The sequence below is a fragment of the Streptomyces sp. SS8 genome (assembly GCF_054072955.1).
Genome location: NZ_JBSVCZ010000002.1, coordinates 74,760 through 92,319, shown reverse-complemented (window position 1 = coordinate 92,319; position 17,560 = coordinate 74,760). Strand labels below are relative to the sequence as shown.

Here is a 17,560-nt window from a genome sequence, read left to right as displayed (position 1 = left end):
GTGCAGTGCGGCCAGTTCTGGGAACGTGGGCGGGCCGCACTTCGGGGGACTGGAAGTACACTGCCGCCTTCAGGCGCGAGCGCCTGCCCGAGGAGTAGCTGTTCCACATGAGCGAGCACCGTCGTAAGCCACCGCAGTCGCGTGGCCGGCGCGCCGCACAGCCGCCGTCAGGCGGTCGGCGTGCCGCACAGTCGTATGGCTCCACCGCCTCCCACGGCATGCCCTCGGACCGCCCCCACGGCGGCCGGGCCGAGGCGCGGCGCGCGGCACAGCGCGCCGGCGGCGGCAGACGCCGGGCGGCCGACACCGCCGGGGACGTCACGGTCGTCGGCCGGAGGCGGGGGCGCTACGAGCCCGAGAAGAAGCGCTTCATCGACTACCCCAGGTCCGGCAAGTACGGCTGGCGGCGCTGGCTGCCGTCCTGGAAGCTGGTCACCGGCCTGGCCATGGCCTTCATGGGGATGCTGATCGGCCTCGGCGGGCTGGCGCTGGCCATGGTGGAGGTGCCGGACGAGAAGAACGCCCTGGCACTCCAGCAGAACAACGTCTACTACTGGTCCGACGACACCGTCATGGCCAGGGCCGGCAAGACCAACCGGCAGAACATGAAGATAGAGGACATCCCCAAGTCGATGCAGCAGGCGGCCGTCGCCGCCGAGAACGCCTCCTTCTGGGAGGACAAGGGCATCGACCCGGTCGGCATCGGCCGGGCGGTGGTCAACATGGCCACGGGCGGCGACACCCAGGGCGGCTCGACCATCACCCAGCAGTACGTCAAGAACACCTATCTGAGCCAGGACCAGACCATCACCCGCAAGGCGCGGGAGCTCTTCATCTCCATCAAGGTCAACGCCAAGATGAGCAAGGAGGACATCCTCCAGGGCTACCTCAACACCAGCTACTACGGGCGCGGCGCACACGGCCTCCAGGCCGCCTCCCAGGCCTACTTCGAGAAGAGGGCCGAGGACCTCACGCCCGCCGAGAGCGCGCTGCTCACCACCGTCCTCAAGGGCGCCGACCTGTACGACCCGGCCGGCGGCCTGGGGCCGAACTCCTCCCCCGAGGAGAACCGGAAGCGCGCCGTGAAGCGGTGGAACTGGGTGATGGACCGGCAGGTCGAGCTGAAGCTGATGAGCCAGAGCGAGCGGGACGAGTACGAGTTCCCCGAGGTCGCCCCGCGCAAGGCCCAGGCAGGCCTCAACGGGCAGACCGGCTATCTGGCCGCCCTCGCCGAGGCCGAGGTCAGGAAGACCCTGGGCATCAGCAAGCAGCAGTTCGACCAGGGCGGCTACGAGATCCACACGACTTTCGACAAGAAGAAGACCGCCGCGATGGAGAAGGCGGTCGACAAGGTCACCAAGCAGTACATCGACCCCGAGAAAAGGCCCGAGACCGACAAGTTCGTGCAGTTCGGCGCCGCCTCGGTGGAGCCCGGCACGGGCAAGGTCGTGGCCATCTACGGCGGCCCGGGCTTCGACAAGGGCCACTTCACCAACAACGCCGACACCCTGGGCGTCCCGGTGGGTTCGACCTGGAAGCCGTTCGTGCTGGCCGCGGCCATGGAGCACGGCACGTACCGGAGCAACGGTGTGGGCATCGCGCCGAGCAGCGAGTACAACGGCGACAACAAGCTGAAGGTCAAGCAGCAGGACGGCACCGACTACCTGGACAAGGAGGGCAACCCCTTCTACCAGGTGAACGACGCCGACAAGGACCACGGGTACGTCACCCTGCGACGGGCCATGGAGGTCTCCGCCAACACCCCGTTCGTCCAGCTCGGCATGGACGTGGGCATGGACAAGGTCAAGGGCATGGCGGAGAGCGCGGGCATCGAGAAGGACAGCTTCGACCCGAACCTCAACCCGTCCTTCGCGCTGGGCACCTCCACCCCGGGCGCCATCGAGATGGCCAACTCCTATGCGACCTTCGCCGCCTCGGGGACCCAGGTCGACACCTACACGGTGCGGAAGGTGACGCACAACGGCGAGGAGGAGCCCGGCTTCGAGAAGCCCCAGAAGGAGACGGCGATGGACCCCGACATCGCCGACAACATCACCGACGTGCTGCGCGGCGTCGTCGAGAAGCCGCACGGCACGGGTACCAGGGCCCAGGAGCTGGGCCGCCCCGTGGCGGGCAAGACCGGTACGACCGACAAGAACAAGTCCGCCTGGTGGGTCGGGTACACCCCGCAGCTGTCCACCGCGGTCACGCTGTTCCGCACGGACCCGGAGAAGCGCACCCTGCTGTCGATGAACGGCACGGGCGGCTTCCCGTCCATCCACGGTGGCCGGCTGCCCACCGAGGTGTGGACGGCGTACATGAAGAGCGCAGTCAAGGGGGTGCCGGTGAAGGACTTCCCCGAGCCCGGCCCGGTCGGCAAGAAGATCGACCAGGTCGGTGCGCCGTCGCCGTCACCGTCGCCGTCGGAGAGCGAGGAGCCCGAGCCGTCGCCGTCGGAGAGCGAGGAGCCCGAGCCCAGCACGGAGCCTTCTCCCTCCCAGGAGACACCGTCCGGGCCTCCTTCGAACACCTGCCGTCCCAATGACTGGTTCTGTGACGACACCGGCGGCACGGACACCGGTGGCACGGACACCGGCGGCACGGACACCGGAGGGACCGACACCGGTGGCACGGACACCGGGGGCACGGACACCGGCGGGACCGACACCGGGGGCACGGACACCGGCGGGAACGGCAACGGAGGGAACGGCGGCAACGACGGCGGGATCTGGGGCCGGGACGGCTGAGGCAGTTCCCGGAGCAGTGACCGCTCCCTGCCGGAGTTCCGGCAGGGAAGGTTGAGCGAGGAGTGGGAAGCGGCGCCGGAAACGGCGCCGCTTCCGGCTTCTCCGGGCCCGGCCCGCCGGGGCGGCCGAGACGGTGGCCTGTGTGCCATCGCCTCGCGCGCCACGTGTCCGGATCCGCCATACGGCAGGATGTGGCTCATGACGAGCGCGCACCAGGAGCAGCAGGCACCGGTACGGCCCACCGTCCAGGACGAGGTCTCCGCCGCGGGCAGCGAGCTGATCGGCGGGCCGATCGGCAGGCGCGCGCTGACCGGAGGGTACTGGTGGACGCCGGTACGGGTCGTGCTGCTGGTGATGCTGGGGATGTTCGCGCTCGGCATGGTGCAGAAGCTGCCCTGCTACGAGAGCGGCTGGTTCCGCGGGGCGACCAGCCAGTATGTGCACGCCTGCTACTCCGACATCCCGCACCTCTACACCGGTCGCGGCTTCGCCGCCGGCCTCACCCCGTACTTCGACCGCATCCCCCAGGAGATCTCCGGCGGGATGGAGTACCTGGAGTACCCGGTGCTGACCGGAGTGTTCATGGAGGTGGCGTCCTGGTTCACACCGCAGGACGGCGAGATGATGCAGCGGCAGCAGATCTACTGGATGGTCAACGCCGGGATGCTGATGGTGTGCGCCGCCGTCCTGGTGGTGTGCGTCGCCCGTACGCACCGGCGACGCCCGTGGGACGCGCTGCTGGTCGCGCTCGCCCCGGCCCTCGCGCTCACCGCGACGATCAACTGGGACCTGCTGGCGGTGGCCCTGACCGCCGCCTCGATGCTGATGTGGGCGCGCGGCCGCCCGCTCGTCTCGGGGGTGCTGCTGGGGCTGGCGACCGCCGCCAAGTTCTATCCGTTCCTTCTGCTGGGACCGCTGCTGGTGCTCTGCTGGCGTGCGGGACGCTGGAGGGCGTTCGGCGCGGCGCTGGGCGGAGCCGTGGCCTCCTGGCTGGCGGTGAACCTGCCCGTCATGCTGCTCGCCCCGGAGGGCTGGGGGAAGTTCTACGCCTTCAGCCAGGAACGGAACATCGACTTCGGGTCGTTCTGGCTGATCATCTCGCAGCGCACCGGCAACCCGCTGGAGCACGCCAACACCTACGCCACGCTGCTGGTGTTGCTGGGCTGTGCGGCGATCGCCCTGCTCGCGCTGCGCGCGCCGCGCCGTCCGCGCTTCGCGCAGCTCGCCTTCCTCGTGGTCGCCCTGTTCATCGTGACCAACAAGGTCTACTCACCGCAGTACGTGCTGTGGCTGATCCCGCTGGCCGCCCTGGCCCGGCCGCGCTGGCGCGACTTCCTGATCTGGCAGGCGTGCGAGGTGATGTACTACCTCGGCATCTGGTTCTACCTGGCCTACACGGGTAGCGGTGACGACCACCATGGGCTGCCCACCGAGGGCTACCAGTTCGCGATCCTGCTCCATCTGCTGGGCACGTTGTATCTGTGCGCCGTGGTGGTGCGGGACATCCTGTCGCCGGACCGGGATGTGGTCCGGCGGGACGGCTCCGACGATCCCTCCGGGGGCGTCCTCGACCACGCGCCCGACGTCTTCGTTCTCGGCTCCCGAAGGCGTCGTCATCCGGTTCTTCCTGGCCCACAGAGCTCCCAGAAGTCTCAGGACCCTCAGGGCCCGCAGGTCTCCGAGGGCCCGCCGGTGCAATGGGGAACCCACACTGGCGGGTCTGGCGGGTCCGGCGGGAAATGACGCCCGCCGATCCATGCGGTGTTTCACGTGAAACACCGCATGGATCGATCACTCTCGGGGGCGCTGCGCCTCCTCGCCGGGCAGGTATGTGAGGCTGACCGCATGGCTGTTGTGCGTGATCTGCGCGTGCTCCTGCGTTTCTCCGGCTTCCGCCGGCTGCTGGCGGTACGACTGCTGTCCCAGTCGGCCGACGGGGTCTTCCAGGTCGCGCTCGCCGCCTATGTGGTCTTCTCCCCCGAGCAGCAGACCTCTCCCGCAGCCATCGCCTCCGCGATGGCCGTCCTGCTGCTGCCGTACTCGCTGCTCGGTCCCTTCGCCGGGGTACTGCTCGACCGGTGGCAACGGCGGCAGGTGCTGCTGTTCGGCAACCTGCTGCGCGCCGTTCTGGCCACTGCCGCCGCAGCTCTGGTGCTGACCTCGGCACCGCTGTGGCTGTTCTACCTCGCCGCGCTCTCGGTCACCGCCGTCAACCGCTTCGTGCTCGCCGGGCTCTCCGCCGCACTGCCGCATGTGGTGGACGGCGAGCGACTGGTGATGGCGAACTCCCTGTCCCCCACCGCGGGCACTCTGGCGGCCACCGCGGGAGGCGGACTCGCCTTCCTCGTACGGATCCCCGCTCCGGACGGCGTGGGCGCGGACGCCGCCATCGTGGTTCTCGGCGCCGGTCTCTATCTGCTGGGCGCCCTGGCATCGCTCCGGATCGGCCGTGGGACTCTCGGACCGGACACGATCATCCGGGTCCGGCTGAGCATCGCGCTGGCCGATGTCTCACGCGGACTGGTCGCCGGGCTGCGCCATCTGGGGGAGCGGCGCAAGGCAGCCCAGTCACTCGCCTCGATGGCGGTGCTGCGCTTCTGCTACGGCGCGCTGACGGTGATGGTGCTGATGCTGAGCCGGTACGCCTGGGACGGTGGCAGCGGGGGAGGCAGCAGCGGCGGCGGAGGCACGTTGGGTGGAATGGCACTTCTGGGGCTGGCCGTGGGCGTCTCCGGGCTGGGCTTCTTCGCCGCGGCCGTCATCACCCCCTGGGCCGTACAGCGCGTCGGCCGGTTCGGCTGGATCGCACTGTGTGCTGCGGGGGCGGCGGTGCTGGTCCCCGCGCTGGCGCTGCCCTTCCAGCCCGCGCCCGTGCTGGGCGCCGCCTTCGTGGTGGGACTGGCGACTCAGGGGGCGAAGATCACCACGGACACGGTCGTGCAGTCATCGGTGGACGACGTCTACCGGGGGAGGGTTTTCTCCCTCTACGACATGCTCTTCAACGTCGCCTTCGTCGGCGCCGCCGGCCTGGCCGCCCTGATGCTTCCCCCGGACGGCCGCTCACCGGCTCTGGTGATGACGGTGACGGCGCTGTACGCGGCGGTGGCTGTTGCGGTGTTTCACGTGAAACACCGCAACAGCCACCGTAAGGGAAAGAGCGGTACGGTCAGTCCCGACCGGCCCACCACTGCCTGAGGGCCTCGATCGCGGCCTCGCGCCCCATCGGACCGTGCTCCAGCCGCAGCTCCAGCATGTGCCGGTAGGCCTCGCCCACCTCGGGGCCGGGGCGCAGTCCGAGGATCTCCATGATCTCGTTGCCGTTGAGATCCGGGCGGATGGAGTCCAACTCCTCCTGCTCCTTCAGCCTCGCGATGCGTTCCTCCAGGCCGTCGTACGCACGCGCCAGGGCATTGGCCTTGCGCTTGTTGCGCGTGGTGCAGTCCGACCGTGTCAGCTTGTGCAGCCGCTCCAGCAGCGGGCCGGCATCGCGGACGTAGCGCCGTACCGCCGAGTCGGTCCACTCCCCGGTGCCGTAGCCGTGGAAACGCAGATGCAGCTCGACCAGGCGCGATACGTCCTTCACCATCTCGCCCGGGTACTTGAGCTTGGTCATCCGGGACTTGGTCATCTTCGCCCCCACCACCTCGTGGTGGTGGAAGGAGACGCGCCCGTCCTTCTCGAACCGGCGTGTCCTCGGCTTGCCGATGTCATGCAGCAGCGCCGCCAGCCGCAGGGTGAGGTCCGGGCCGTCCTCCTCCAGGTCGATGGCCTGTTCCAGCACGGTGAGGGTGTGCTCGTAGACATCCTTGTGCCGGTGGTGCTCATCCCGCTCCAGGCGGAGTGCGGGCAGCTCGGGCAGGACCCGGTCGGCCAGCCCCGTCTTCACCAGCAGCTCCAGACCGCGACGGGGCTGGTCGGCGAGGATCAGTTTGTTCAGCTCGTCCCGCACCCTCTCGGCCGAGACGATCCCGATCCGCTCGGACATCGCCGTCATCGCGGCGACGACCCCGTCCTCCACCTCGAAGCCGAGCTGGGCGGCGAAGCGGGCGGCCCGCATCATCCGCAGCGGGTCGTCGGAGAAGGAGTCCTCGGGGGTGCCGGGCGTACGCAGCACCCGGCGCGCCAGATCCTCCAGGCCTCGGTGCGGGTCGATGAAGGTCTTCTCGGGCAGCACGACCGCCATCGCGTTGACGGTGAAGTCCCGGCGGACCAGGTCCTCCTCGATCGAGTCACCGTAGGAGACCTCGGGCTTGCGCGATGTCCGGTCGTACGACTCCGAACGGTACGTGGTGACCTCGATCTGGTAGTCGTCCTTGCGGCAGCCCACCGTGCCGAAGGCGATGCCCACCTCCCACACCGCATCCGCCCAGGGCCGGACCAGGGCCAGGATGTCCTGCGGCCGGGCATCGGTGGTGAAGTCCAGGTCGTTGCCGAGCCTGCCCAACAGCGCGTCGCGCACGGAACCACCGACCAGGGCCAGAGTGAATCCGGCATCCTTGAAGCGGCGGGCCAGGTCGTCGGCGACGGGGGAGACCCGCAGCAGCTCGCTCACGGCTCTGCGCTGGGCTTCTCCCAGCACCGCCGGAGGAGCCCCTCGGGTGGGCCCGTGGGCCTGCTGCTGGGGATGGCTGTCAGTGTTGGCGTTCGGCACAGCAGAACAGGGTACGTGGCCCGTCTCCCACCGGTCCTCCCCGTTGCTCTTCCGGCCCGTCGGCCGAGCCCGACCCGTGACCGACGCCATGACCGACCCCCGGCCGACGCCGTGGTCGGTTCCATGGTCGGCTCCGCGGCACTCACGGCCGGCGGGGATCGTTAGCATCTGAGTGCGTCACAGCGGCGGCAGACCAGTAGCAGGCCAGCGGCAGACCATTGGCAGATCGGCAACGCACCGGTACGGACGACCGGCGGACAGGATGGACTAGGCACGTGGCCGAGGCGGCACAGACCCCAGGGACCCCCATCGCTCCTGCCCGCCGCCGATGGGCGGTGCGCTGTACGGCTGCGCTGGCCGCCTCCCTGCCGCTGCTGGCGGCAGTGGTCCCCCAGTCCTCCGCCGTGGCCGCCGCTCCATCGGCCCCCGCCACCCAGGCAGCACCGGCGGCCCCCACCTCCGACGAGTCCCGTACGGCCTCGGTCTCCATCACCGGGCTCACCCCCTCGGCGCCGGGCAAGGGTGACACGGTCACCGTCTCCGGTCGCGTCAGCAACAGAACCTCGTCCGACATCACCGAGGCCAAGGTCGCGCTGCGCCCCGGCGCCCGGCTGACCACGCGCAGCGCGATCGACCGCGCCGACTCGCGTACCGCCTACGTGCCCGGATCCGACGGTGAGGAGATCGGTGGCAAGGGCACCGTGAAGATCGGTGACCTCCCCTCGGGAGCGGGCTTCTCCTTCACCCTGAGCGTGCCGGCCGACAAGCTGCCGTTCGACGAGCCCGGGGTCTACCAGCTCGGTGTGTCGCTGTCGGGCCGGATGAACGGCGAGCCGTACGGACGCGTCCTGGGCATCGAGCGGGCCGTCCTGCCATGGCAGCCGTCCGCGCCCGAGCAGGCCACACAGCTGACCTTCCTGTGGCCGCTGATCTCCTCCACCCATGTCACGGCCCGCACCGAGTCCGGGGACCGGCGGCGGGTGCCGGTGTTCGAGGACGACGACCTCGAGGCCGAGATCGCGCCCGGCGGACGGCTTCAGCAGATGGTCGCCCTGGGCAGCAAGCTGCCTGTCACCTGGGTGGTCGACCCGGATCTGCTCGCCTCCGTGGAGGCGATGACCAACAACTACAAGGTGCTGGCCGAGGACGGCCGGGAGGTCGCCGGAAAGGGCCAGGACGACGCCCGGCGGTGGCTGCACGAACTGCGGCAGGCGGTGGAGGACGGGGAGGTCGTGGCCCTGCCCTTCGGCGACCCGGACCTCGCCTCCCTCGCCCACCGGGGCAAGAAGGTCTCCGACGCGCTCAGTCACCTGGGGCCGGCCACCGAACTGGGCCGGATGACTGTGGAGACCACCCTGCTCACCGAGCCCAGTACCGACTTCGCCTGGCCGGTGGAGGGCGCCGTCGACCCCTCCATCGTCTCCGTGGCCACCTCGGCGGGCGCCCACAACGTCATCGCCCGCAGCGACAGCATGCGTGAACCCGCCTCCCTGAACCACACCCCCACAGCCGCCCGGCCGATCGGCGGCGGCACCACCGCGATCGTGGCGGACGCCCGGCTGTCGGAACTGTTCCAGGGGGACATGACCCGGGCCGACGACTCCACACGGGCCGTGCAGCGGTTCCTGGCCCACACCCAGTCGATCACCGCGCAGCAGCCCGGCCGGCAGCGCAGCATCGTGGTGGCCCCCCAGCGGATGCCCACCGTCAGCCAGGCCCAGGCGATGGCCGAAGCACTCGACACACTCCAACTCGACGGACGCTGGGCGGAGTTCGTGAGCCTGACCGAGGCCGCGGAAGCCGATCCGGATCCGCGGGCCGGCCGTAAGGTGCCGGGACAGGGCTCCTATCCGGACGCGCTGCGCAAGCGGGAGCTGCGGACCGGGGCCTTCGAGGAGATCCGCGCCATCCGGAACACCCTGGACGACTTCAAGAGCATCCTGTCCGAGCCGGCCCGGGTGGAGACGCCCTTCAACAGCGCGCTCCACCGCTCGATGTCCGTCTCCTGGCGCGGTGACCGCGAGGCGGCGGCGGAGTACCGGGACTCGGTGGGCGGCTATCTGGAGGAGCTGACGGGCGGTGTCAGGCTGATCAGGAAGTCGGACATGAAGCTGTCCGGCCGTAGCGCCACCATCCCGGTGACCGTGCAGAACAAGCTCCTCCAGGACGTGGAGAACCTGGAGCTGCGGCTGGTCTCCGGGCGCCGGATCGGCCTGGACGTCGGAGAGGCGCAGCCGGTCACGGTGGAGGGCGGGCACAGCCAGTCGGTGAAGGTCCCCACCACCGCCAAGGCCAACGGCCGCACCTGGGTCGAGGCCCGGCTCTACACCGAGGACGGCAAGCCCTGGGGCGAGGCGATGCGGTTCCAGGTGGAGGTCACCGAGATCACCTCCGCGGTGATGCTGGTGATCTCCGGCGGAGTCCTGCTCGTGGTGCTGGCAGGGGTGCGGATGTACACCCAGCGCAAGCGCATCGGCGAACAGCCGGACCCGGACGCACCTCTGGTGCGGCACGCGGACGGACCGGAGGAGCGGGGAGAGCCGGGGGAGTCCGCGGAGCACGGCGGAGAGTCCGCCGGGGAGGCCCGTGACGGAGCCGGGGACGGGGCCGGGGACGGGCAGGCGGGTGACCCCGCCGGGAACACCGGAGCCGGACGTCGCGACCCCTCCGGCGCGGGTGAGAAGGTGGAGCGTTGAGCGAGCTGTCGGGGCCGGGGAAGACGGCCGCGGACGATGAGGTGGGGTTGCAGCGATGAACGCGCCGTACGACCGTGACCGCGGTGATGCGCCCGGCGGCGGGGAACCGGCCGCTCCGGGCGGCCAGGACGCACAGGAGCGGTACCCGTACCGGCAGTACCCGTACGGCCGGAACGCCCCCCGGCCCGCCCCTCAGGGCCCTCCGGGGCAGCCGGGGCGGGGCGGCGACTCGGCGACCGTGCGCTTCACGGGCGTGGACGACATGCTGGACGCGGGGGCGCGGGAGAGCGGGGACCGCGCCCGCGACGACGCCTTCGCCCACCTCTTCCACGACCAGCAGGTGTCCCCGTCCCAGGAGCACCGGCAGTACCCGCCCACCGGGCAGCCGGCCGGGCCGCAAGGACAGCCGTACGAGCAGAGCCGACACGGGCAGGGACAGCCCTCGGCACCGTACGCACCGCAGGATCCGTACGCGCCGCAAGGGGCTCCAGGGGCCCAGAGCCCCCACCACGGGCCGCAGGAGCCCTACGGGCGGCCCCCGCAGCCCGGCCCGCAACAGCCCCCGTCCCCCGCCGCCTCCGCGCCACAGGCGGCACCGGAACCGGAGACTGCCGCGGAACCGCCTCCCGCGGCGGCGGGCAAGTCCGCCCGCCGGGGCGGCGGCATACTGAAGTCCAGTGCCATCATGGCCGCGGGCACGATGGTCTCCCGGCTCACGGGCTTCGTCCGCACCCTGGTGATCACCGCCGCACTCGGCGCCGCCATCCTCGGCGACGCCTACACCGTGGCGTACACGCTGCCGACGATGATCTACATCCTGTCCATCGGCGGCGGTCTGAACTCCGTCTTCGTGCCGCAGCTCGTACGCGCCATGAAGAACGACGAGGACGGCGGCGAGGCGTACGCCAACCGTCTGCTCACCCTGGTGATGGTCGTCCTCGGCGGCCTGGTCGCCCTCACGGTGCTGGGTGCGCCACTGCTGGTCCGGGCTCTGTCCGTGCAGATCGCCGACGATCCGGCCTCCAACAACGTGGCGGTCACCTTCGCCCGCTACTGTCTGCCCACGATCTTCTTCATGGGCGTCCACGTCGTCATGGGCCAGATCCTCAACGCCCGGGGCCGCTTCGGCGCGATGATGTGGACCCCGGTCCTGAACAACATCGTCATCATCACCACCTTCGGCCTCTTCATCTGGGTGTACGGCACGGCCCGCACCTCCGGGATGAGCGTGGAGACGATCCCGCCGGAGGGCGTCCGGCTGCTCGGCGTGGGCACCCTTCTGGGCCTGGTCGTCCAGTCCCTGGCGATGATCCCCTACCTGCGTGCCACCGGCTTCCGCGTCCGCCCGCGCTTCGACTGGCGCGGTCACGGTCTGGGCAAGGCCGCCCGGCTCGCCAAGTGGACGTTCCTGTTCGTCCTGGCCAACCAGGCGGGCGTCCTGGTCGTCACCCAGCTCGCCACCTGGGCCGGAAAGACCGCCGAGGCCGACGGCCACCCGGGTACCGGCATCCTCGGCTACAGCAACGCCCAGCTGATCTGGCAGATGCCGCAGGCCATCATCACCGTCTCGGTGATGGCCGCCCTGCTGCCGAGGATCTCCCGCGCCGCGCACGACGACGATCCGGCCGCCGTCCGCGACGACATCTCGCACGGGCTGCGCACCTCGGCCGTCGCCATCGTGCCCGTGTCATTCGCCTTCGTGGCCCTCGGCGTGCCGATGTGCCTGCTGATGTACTCCTCCGCGACCGTCGACGCGGCCACCTCGATGGGCTACATCCTCATGGCCTTCGGCCTCGGGCTGATCCCCTACTCCGTGCAGTACGTGGTCCTGCGCGGCTTCTACGCCTACGAGGACACCCGCACTCCCTTCTACAACACGGTGATCGTGGCCGCCTGCAACGCCGCGGGCTCCGCCCTGGCCTTCCTGCTGCTGCCCAGCCACTGGGCGGTCGCCGGCATGGCCGCCGCCTACGGCCTCGCCTACGCCGTGGGCGTCGGCGTCGCCTGGAAGCGGCTGCGCACGAAGCTGGGCGGCGATCTGGACGGTCCCCGCATCGTGCGCACCTACGCCAGGCTCTGCGGCGCCGGCATCCCGGCCGCCCTGGCCGGCGGTGCGGTCGCCTACCTCATCGTCCGGGCCCTCGGCCTCGGTGCCGTCAGCGGCGCCGCGGCCCTGGCCGCGGGCGGCGTGGTGCTGGGCGCGGTCTTCGTTCTGGCAGCCCGGCGTATGCGGGTGGAGGAGCTGACCGCCATGATGGGCATGGTCCGCGCGAAGCTCGGCCGCTGACGGCCCTCCGAGGCCGGTCGCACAACCTTCGGTCCCACCCGTGTGTCGTGCACAGCGGCGGACTGTGGGCACAATTGTCTCTGGCTGTGTTGGGACACAGGCTGCAACGAATGGGGAGGCGGGAGCGACGGTGGCGGAACGGAGCACGGCTGCCGTCGACGTGGCCGACGAGAGCGGCGGGACGGACGGCGGAAACAAGCCGCCGACCGCCGCTGTCGAGCGGACCACGGCCGACGGTTCCACGGACCACGACGGCGATGACAGCGCAACGGCGGACGCCTCCGGCACCCCTGATACCACCGACGCGGTGACACCGGCCCCCGAACCCTCCCAGGCCCCGCAGCCGCCCGAGCTGCACAGCGGTCACAAGCTCGCCCGGCGCTACCGCCTGGAGGAGTGCATCACCCGTCTGGACGGCTTCAGCAGCTGGCGAGCCGTCGATGAGAAACTGCGCCGTGCCGTCGGCGTCCATCTCCTCGCGGCCGACCACCCGCGCGCCCGGCCGGTCCTGGCCGCCGCCCGCTCCGCAGCCCTCCTCGGCGACCCCCGCTTCGTGCAGGTGCTGGACGCGGTCGAGGAGAACGACCTCGTCTACGTCGTCCACGAGTGGCTCCCGGACGCCACCCCCCTCACAGCCCTCCTCGCCTCCGGCCCGCTGCCCACCCACGATGCCTACCAGCTCGTCACCCAGATCACCCAGGCGATGGCCGCGGCCCACCGGGAGGGCCTGGCCCATCTGCGGCTGACCCCCGGCTGCGTCCTGCGCACCGCCGCCGGTCAGTACCGCATCCGCGGCCTGGCCGTGAACGCCGCCCTGCGCGGCATCACCTCCGACCATCCCCAGCGCACCGACACCGAGGCGATCGGCGCCCTGCTCTACGCCTCTCTCGCTCACCGCTGGCCGTACGGCGAGGACGCCTACGGCCTCGGCGGCATGGCCGAGCTGACCGGCGACTCCCTCGTCCCCCCGGACCAGGTACGCGCCGGGGTGCACCGCGGACTCTCCGAGCTGGCCATGCGTGCGCTGGTCAACGACGGCGCCACCGCCTCCCGCCAGGAACAGCCCTGCACCACTCCCGAAGAGCTGGCCAAGGCGATCGCCACGCTGCCGCGCATCCGGCCGCCCGAGCCCGAGTTCACCGCTCCGCCGCCGTACCAGAGCCCCGGCTATCGGCAGGGCGCCTACAGCGGCCCTGCGCCCCGTCCTCCCGCGGGGCCCGCAGGCGCACCCACCGTGACGACGCCCGCGGCGCCCCCCGCACTGCCCGGACGCGCCGGCCGACTGCTGAAGTGGGGCGTCTCCGCTCTGCTCATCGCCGCCCTGGGGCTGGGGAGCTGGCAGCTGGCCGACACCCTCCTGAAGGGCGGCGAACCCCCGGCACCGGACCCCGGGCAGAGCGAGATCGAGCAGCAGAAGCAGCCGGAGACCGCTCCCGTCGGCAAGCCGGTCGAGATCTCCCTCGCCAAGGACTTCGACCCGTTCGGTGGTGACCCCACCGAGAACAGTGATCAGGTGGGCAACGCGATCGACGGCGACGCGGGCACCTTCTGGCAGACCATGTACTACAACAGCGCGAAGTTCGGGAACCTCAAGGACGGGGTGGGCCTGATCCTCGACCTGGGCGAGTCCCGGCAGGTCAGCACCGTCAAGGTCGGCTTCAGGGGCAGCACCTCCGTCGACTTCCTGGCGGCGGACGAGGACACCGCGCAGATGCCCGGCTCGCTGAACGGCTTCAGCAAGGTCAGCAGCGGCTCCGGAACCGAGGTGGAGCTCAAGGCCAAGAAGCCGATCAGGACGCGCTATGTTCTGGTGTGGCTCACCGAACTCCCCCTGACGGAGGAAGGCAACTACCGTGGCCGCATCACGGAGGTCGAGGTCCTCAGCTGACCTGGCGCCCGTGGGCACAGCGGACTGAGGAGGGGACCGGCTGGTGGGCGACGATGTGACGGGCGGCGCCGTCGACGGCGCCGGGGATGCGAGAAGCCCCGATGATGCGGACAGAGTCGACGACCGGGAACTCCTCGCCCGCCATGTCGCCGGTGATCCCCAGGCCTTCGGCGAGATCGTGCGCCGCCATCGCGACCGGCTCTGGGCTGTCGCCCTGCGTGTTCTGAGGGACCGGGAGGAAGCCGCCGACGCCGTCCAGGATGCCTTCCTCTCCGCTTACCGAAGCGCCCATACCTTCCAGGGGCGGTCCGCTGTCACCACCTGGCTCCACCGCATCACCGTGAACGCCTGCCTGGACCGCGCACGCAAGGCGGCCGGCCGCCGCACCTCGCCCATCGCCGAACCCGAGCGCCTGGAACAGCTCCTGGAGCCGCACGAATCCGCCGCCGTACCCGCCGAGCGCCGGGACCTTCACCGTCAGCTCATCGCCGCGCTCTCCCAGCTGCCACCGGAGCAGCGGGCGGCGCTCGTCCTCGTCGATATGCAGGGCTATCCGGTCGCCGAGGCGGCCCGTGTCCTCGGGGTCGCCGTCGGGACCGTCAAGAGCCGCTGCGCCCGCGGCAGGGCCCGGCTGCTGCCGTTGGTCGGCCATCTACGCTCGGAGGGTCCGGCCGGTGATTCCCGGGCGGGCGCCGGCAGAAGGAACCGGACACAGGGGGCATCCGTCCCACCGGCAAGAGGGAAACCAGGCACCGGGGCCGTGAAGGGCGGAGGTGAGCACGCATGACGTCCATGTCTTCCGCGTCGTTCGGCGCTGACGGACATCCCGAGGTCGACGAGATCTCCGACTTCACCGAGGGGCTGCTCTCTCCGGATCGCTCGGCCGATGTACGCACCCATCTGTTGGCCTGCGCGCTGTGCGCGGACGTACGGGCGTCCCTGGAAGAGATCCGCAGCACTCTGGGCACCCTTCCGGGCCCGGCCCCGATGCCGTCCGATGTGGCGGGCCGCATCGACGCCGCGCTGGCCGCCGAGGCTCTGCTCAGTGCGTCCAGTCCTTCCGGTGGCGAAACCCCGGATGCTCCGTCCTCGGTGTCTTCAGCGGATACGCCGAACGCTGTTTCACGTGAAACGGTCCGTCCCGGTCGGACCGCAGGCCGGCCCACCGGTCGGCCCGCGGGGCGGCCGCGGGGCGCCGAAGGCCCGGGAAGGAACGGCAGCAGGCGGTCGCGCCGCTGGGGCGCCGCCTTGCTCGGCACCGCGGGTGCGGCAGCCCTTCTCACTCTTGGCGCGGTCTTCCTTCCGGGCATGGGGGCGAACTCCTCCGGAGGCATGGACAAGGGCGCGACCGTGGACGCGAACGCGGAGAGCCACCGGAGCGATCAGGCGCTGGAAGCACGCGTACGGTCCCTGCTGGCCGACGGCGAATCAAGGGAGCAGAAGCAGGAGGGTCAGGGGAGTCCGAGAGAGACGGATCCCGGCTCCCCCGACTTCAGTCTCAAGGCAAGCCCGGGCTCTCCGAGCACGCCCACGACCACCATGCCGCTGTGTGTCCGGGAGGGCGTCGGCCGTGACGTGACTCCTCTGGCCGTCGGTATGAGTGAATACGAGGGGCGACAGGCGTACATCGTGGTCCTGCCTCATGAGACCGACGAATCCCGGGTGGAAGCCTATGTGGTCGACGCCGACTGCGTCGGCAGGGAGCCTTCCGGCCCCGGCACGGTACTGACCACCGGTACCTATCCACGCTGAGCGGTGCGCTCAGGCAATACCACGGCTGGGAATGCCTGGCTCCTAGGATTCGTTGGGCGGGATAGGCCTCCCCAACCCAAGGCGATGCTCCAGACAGGCATCGGCAACCCATCGGCAGACAAGGAAGACTCCGTGAGCGACGTCCGCAACGTGATCATCATCGGCTCCGGGCCGGCGGGATACACCGCAGCGCTCTACACCGCCCGCGCCGCCCTGAAGCCGCTGGTCTTCGAAGGCTCGGTGACCGCCGGCGGCGCGCTGATGAACACCACCGAGGTGGAGAACTTCCCCGGCTTCCGCGACGGCGTCATGGGCCCGGACCTGATGGACAACATGCGCGCCCAGGCCGAGCGGTTCGGCGCCGAACTGATCGCCGACGACATCACCGCCGTCGACCTGGAGGGCGAGATCAAGGCCGTGACCGACTCGGCCGGCACCGTGCACCGCGCCCGGGCGGTCATCGTGGCCACCGGCTCGGCCTACCGCAAGCTCGGCCTGCCCCGGGAGGAGGAGCTGTCCGGCCGCGGGGTGTCCTGGTGCGCCACCTGCGACGGGTTCTTCTTCCGCAATCAGCACATCGCGGTGGTCGGCGGCGGTGACACCGCCATGGAGGAGGCCACCTTCCTGTCCCGCTTCGCCGAGAAGGTCACCGTCGTCCACCGCCGCGACACCCTGCGGGCGTCCAAGGCGATGCAGGAGCGGGCCTTCGCCGACGAGAAGATCGAGTTCGTGTGGAACAGCGAGGTCGCCGAGCTGCACGCCGACGGCGGCAAGCTGTCCGGGCTGACCCTGCGCGACACCACCACCGGCGCCGCCTCCCACCTGCCGGTGACCGGGCTGTTCATCGCCATCGGCCACGACCCGCGCACCGAGCTGTTCGGCGGCCAGCTCAACCTGGACGGCGAGGGCTATCTGCTCGTCGACGCGCCGAGCACCCGCACCAACATCCCCGGGGTCTTCGCCGCCGGTGACGTGGTCGACCACACCTACCGGCAGGCCATCACCGCCGCCGGCACCGGCTGCGCGGCCGCCCTGGACGCCGAGCGCTATCTGGCCGCCCTGGTCGACGCCCCGGAGAGGCACCACGCCGAGCCGGAGAAGACCGACCAGGCCGCGGCCGCCGCTCTCTGACACCAACCGCCACCACCCCCGAGAAACGAGGAGATTCACCATGGCCACCGTGACCGCCACCGACGCCACCTTCGAGGAAGTCGTCCTCAACAGCGACAAGCCGGTCCTGGTCGACTTCTGGGCGGCCTGGTGCGGTCCCTGCCGTCAGATCGCCCCGTCGCTGGAGGCGATCTCGGAGGAGCAGGCCGACAAGCTCACCATCGTCAAGCTCAACATCGACGAGAACCCGGCCACGGCCGCCAAGTACGGGATCATGTCCATTCCGACGATGAACGTCTACCAGGGCGGCGAGGTCGTGAAGACCATCGTCGGCGCCAAGCCCAAGGCCGCCATCGAACGCGACCTGGCCGACTTCATCGGCTGACGTTTCACGTGGAACAGGCCCGCCCCACCTCAGGGCGGGCCTGT

At 70.6% G+C, this 17,560-nt stretch carries 11 protein-coding genes; 10 read left to right on the top strand and 1 reads right to left on the bottom strand.

Annotated features, from left to right (window positions below; translation table 11 throughout):
• Positions 1–107 precede the first annotated feature (107 nt).
• The 3 genes from ACW69E_RS02275 (at position 108) to ACW69E_RS02265 (ending at position 5,942) form a co-directional block, all read left to right on the top strand.
• Complete coding sequence (locus tag ACW69E_RS02275) at positions 108–2,747, top strand: transglycosylase domain-containing protein (protein WP_457496470.1); 2,640 nt, start codon at positions 108–110, stop codon at positions 2,745–2,747.
• Between the two features lie 198 nt (positions 2,748–2,945).
• Complete coding sequence (locus tag ACW69E_RS02270; RefSeq protein WP_457496469.1) at positions 2,946–4,490, top strand: glycosyltransferase family 87 protein; 1,545 nt, start codon at positions 2,946–2,948, stop codon at positions 4,488–4,490.
• Positions 4,491–4,592: 102 nt separating this feature from the next.
• A complete protein-coding gene (locus ACW69E_RS02265; protein ID WP_457496468.1) occupies positions 4,593–5,942 on the top strand; it encodes an MFS transporter in 1,350 nt (449 codons plus the stop codon).
• Here the strand turns inward: ACW69E_RS02265 and ACW69E_RS02260 are convergent.
• Positions 5,914–7,398, bottom strand: coding sequence for a CCA tRNA nucleotidyltransferase (locus tag ACW69E_RS02260; protein WP_457496467.1), 1,485 nt, complete (start codon positions 7,396–7,398; stop codon positions 5,914–5,916). The genes ACW69E_RS02265 and ACW69E_RS02260 overlap by 29 nt on opposite strands.
• 275 nt (positions 7,399–7,673) lie before the next feature.
• Here ACW69E_RS02260 and ACW69E_RS02255 point away from each other — a divergent pair, with 275 nt between their 5' ends.
• The 7 genes from ACW69E_RS02255 to trxA all read left to right on the top strand — a co-directional run bounded on the left by ACW69E_RS02255 (position 7,674) and on the right by trxA (position 17,516).
• On the top strand, positions 7,674–10,094 hold the full coding sequence (locus ACW69E_RS02255; protein WP_457496466.1) for a DUF6049 family protein: 2,421 nt from the start codon (positions 7,674–7,676) through the stop codon (positions 10,092–10,094).
• Between the two features lie 55 nt (positions 10,095–10,149).
• Positions 10,150–12,381 (top strand): murein biosynthesis integral membrane protein MurJ, encoded by a 2,232-nt coding sequence (gene murJ / locus ACW69E_RS02250; protein ID WP_457496465.1) that lies wholly within the window; start codon positions 10,150–10,152, stop codon positions 12,379–12,381.
• 130 nt (positions 12,382–12,511) lie between these two features.
• On the top strand, positions 12,512–14,269 hold the full coding sequence (locus ACW69E_RS02245; RefSeq protein WP_457496464.1) for a protein kinase family protein: 1,758 nt from the start codon (positions 12,512–12,514) through the stop codon (positions 14,267–14,269).
• A 55-nt stretch (positions 14,270–14,324) separates the two neighbouring features.
• Positions 14,325–15,056, top strand: a complete 732-nt coding sequence (sigM, locus tag ACW69E_RS02240; protein WP_457496729.1) for an RNA polymerase sigma factor SigM — start codon at positions 14,325–14,327, stop codon at positions 15,054–15,056.
• Complete coding sequence (locus ACW69E_RS02235) at positions 15,053–16,021, top strand: anti-sigma factor family protein (protein WP_457496463.1); 969 nt, start codon at positions 15,053–15,055, stop codon at positions 16,019–16,021. The genes sigM and ACW69E_RS02235 overlap by 4 nt, the downstream gene beginning before the upstream one ends.
• 132 nt (positions 16,022–16,153) lie before the next feature.
• On the top strand, positions 16,154–17,152 hold the full coding sequence (gene trxB / locus ACW69E_RS02230) for a thioredoxin-disulfide reductase (RefSeq protein ID WP_457496462.1): 999 nt from the start codon (positions 16,154–16,156) through the stop codon (positions 17,150–17,152).
• Positions 17,153–17,192: 40 nt separating this feature from the next.
• Positions 17,193–17,516: a thioredoxin gene (gene trxA / locus ACW69E_RS02225; protein ID WP_457496461.1), complete on the top strand. Its 324-nt coding sequence runs from the start codon at positions 17,193–17,195 to the stop codon at positions 17,514–17,516.
• The last annotated feature ends 44 nt before the right edge of the window (positions 17,517–17,560 follow it).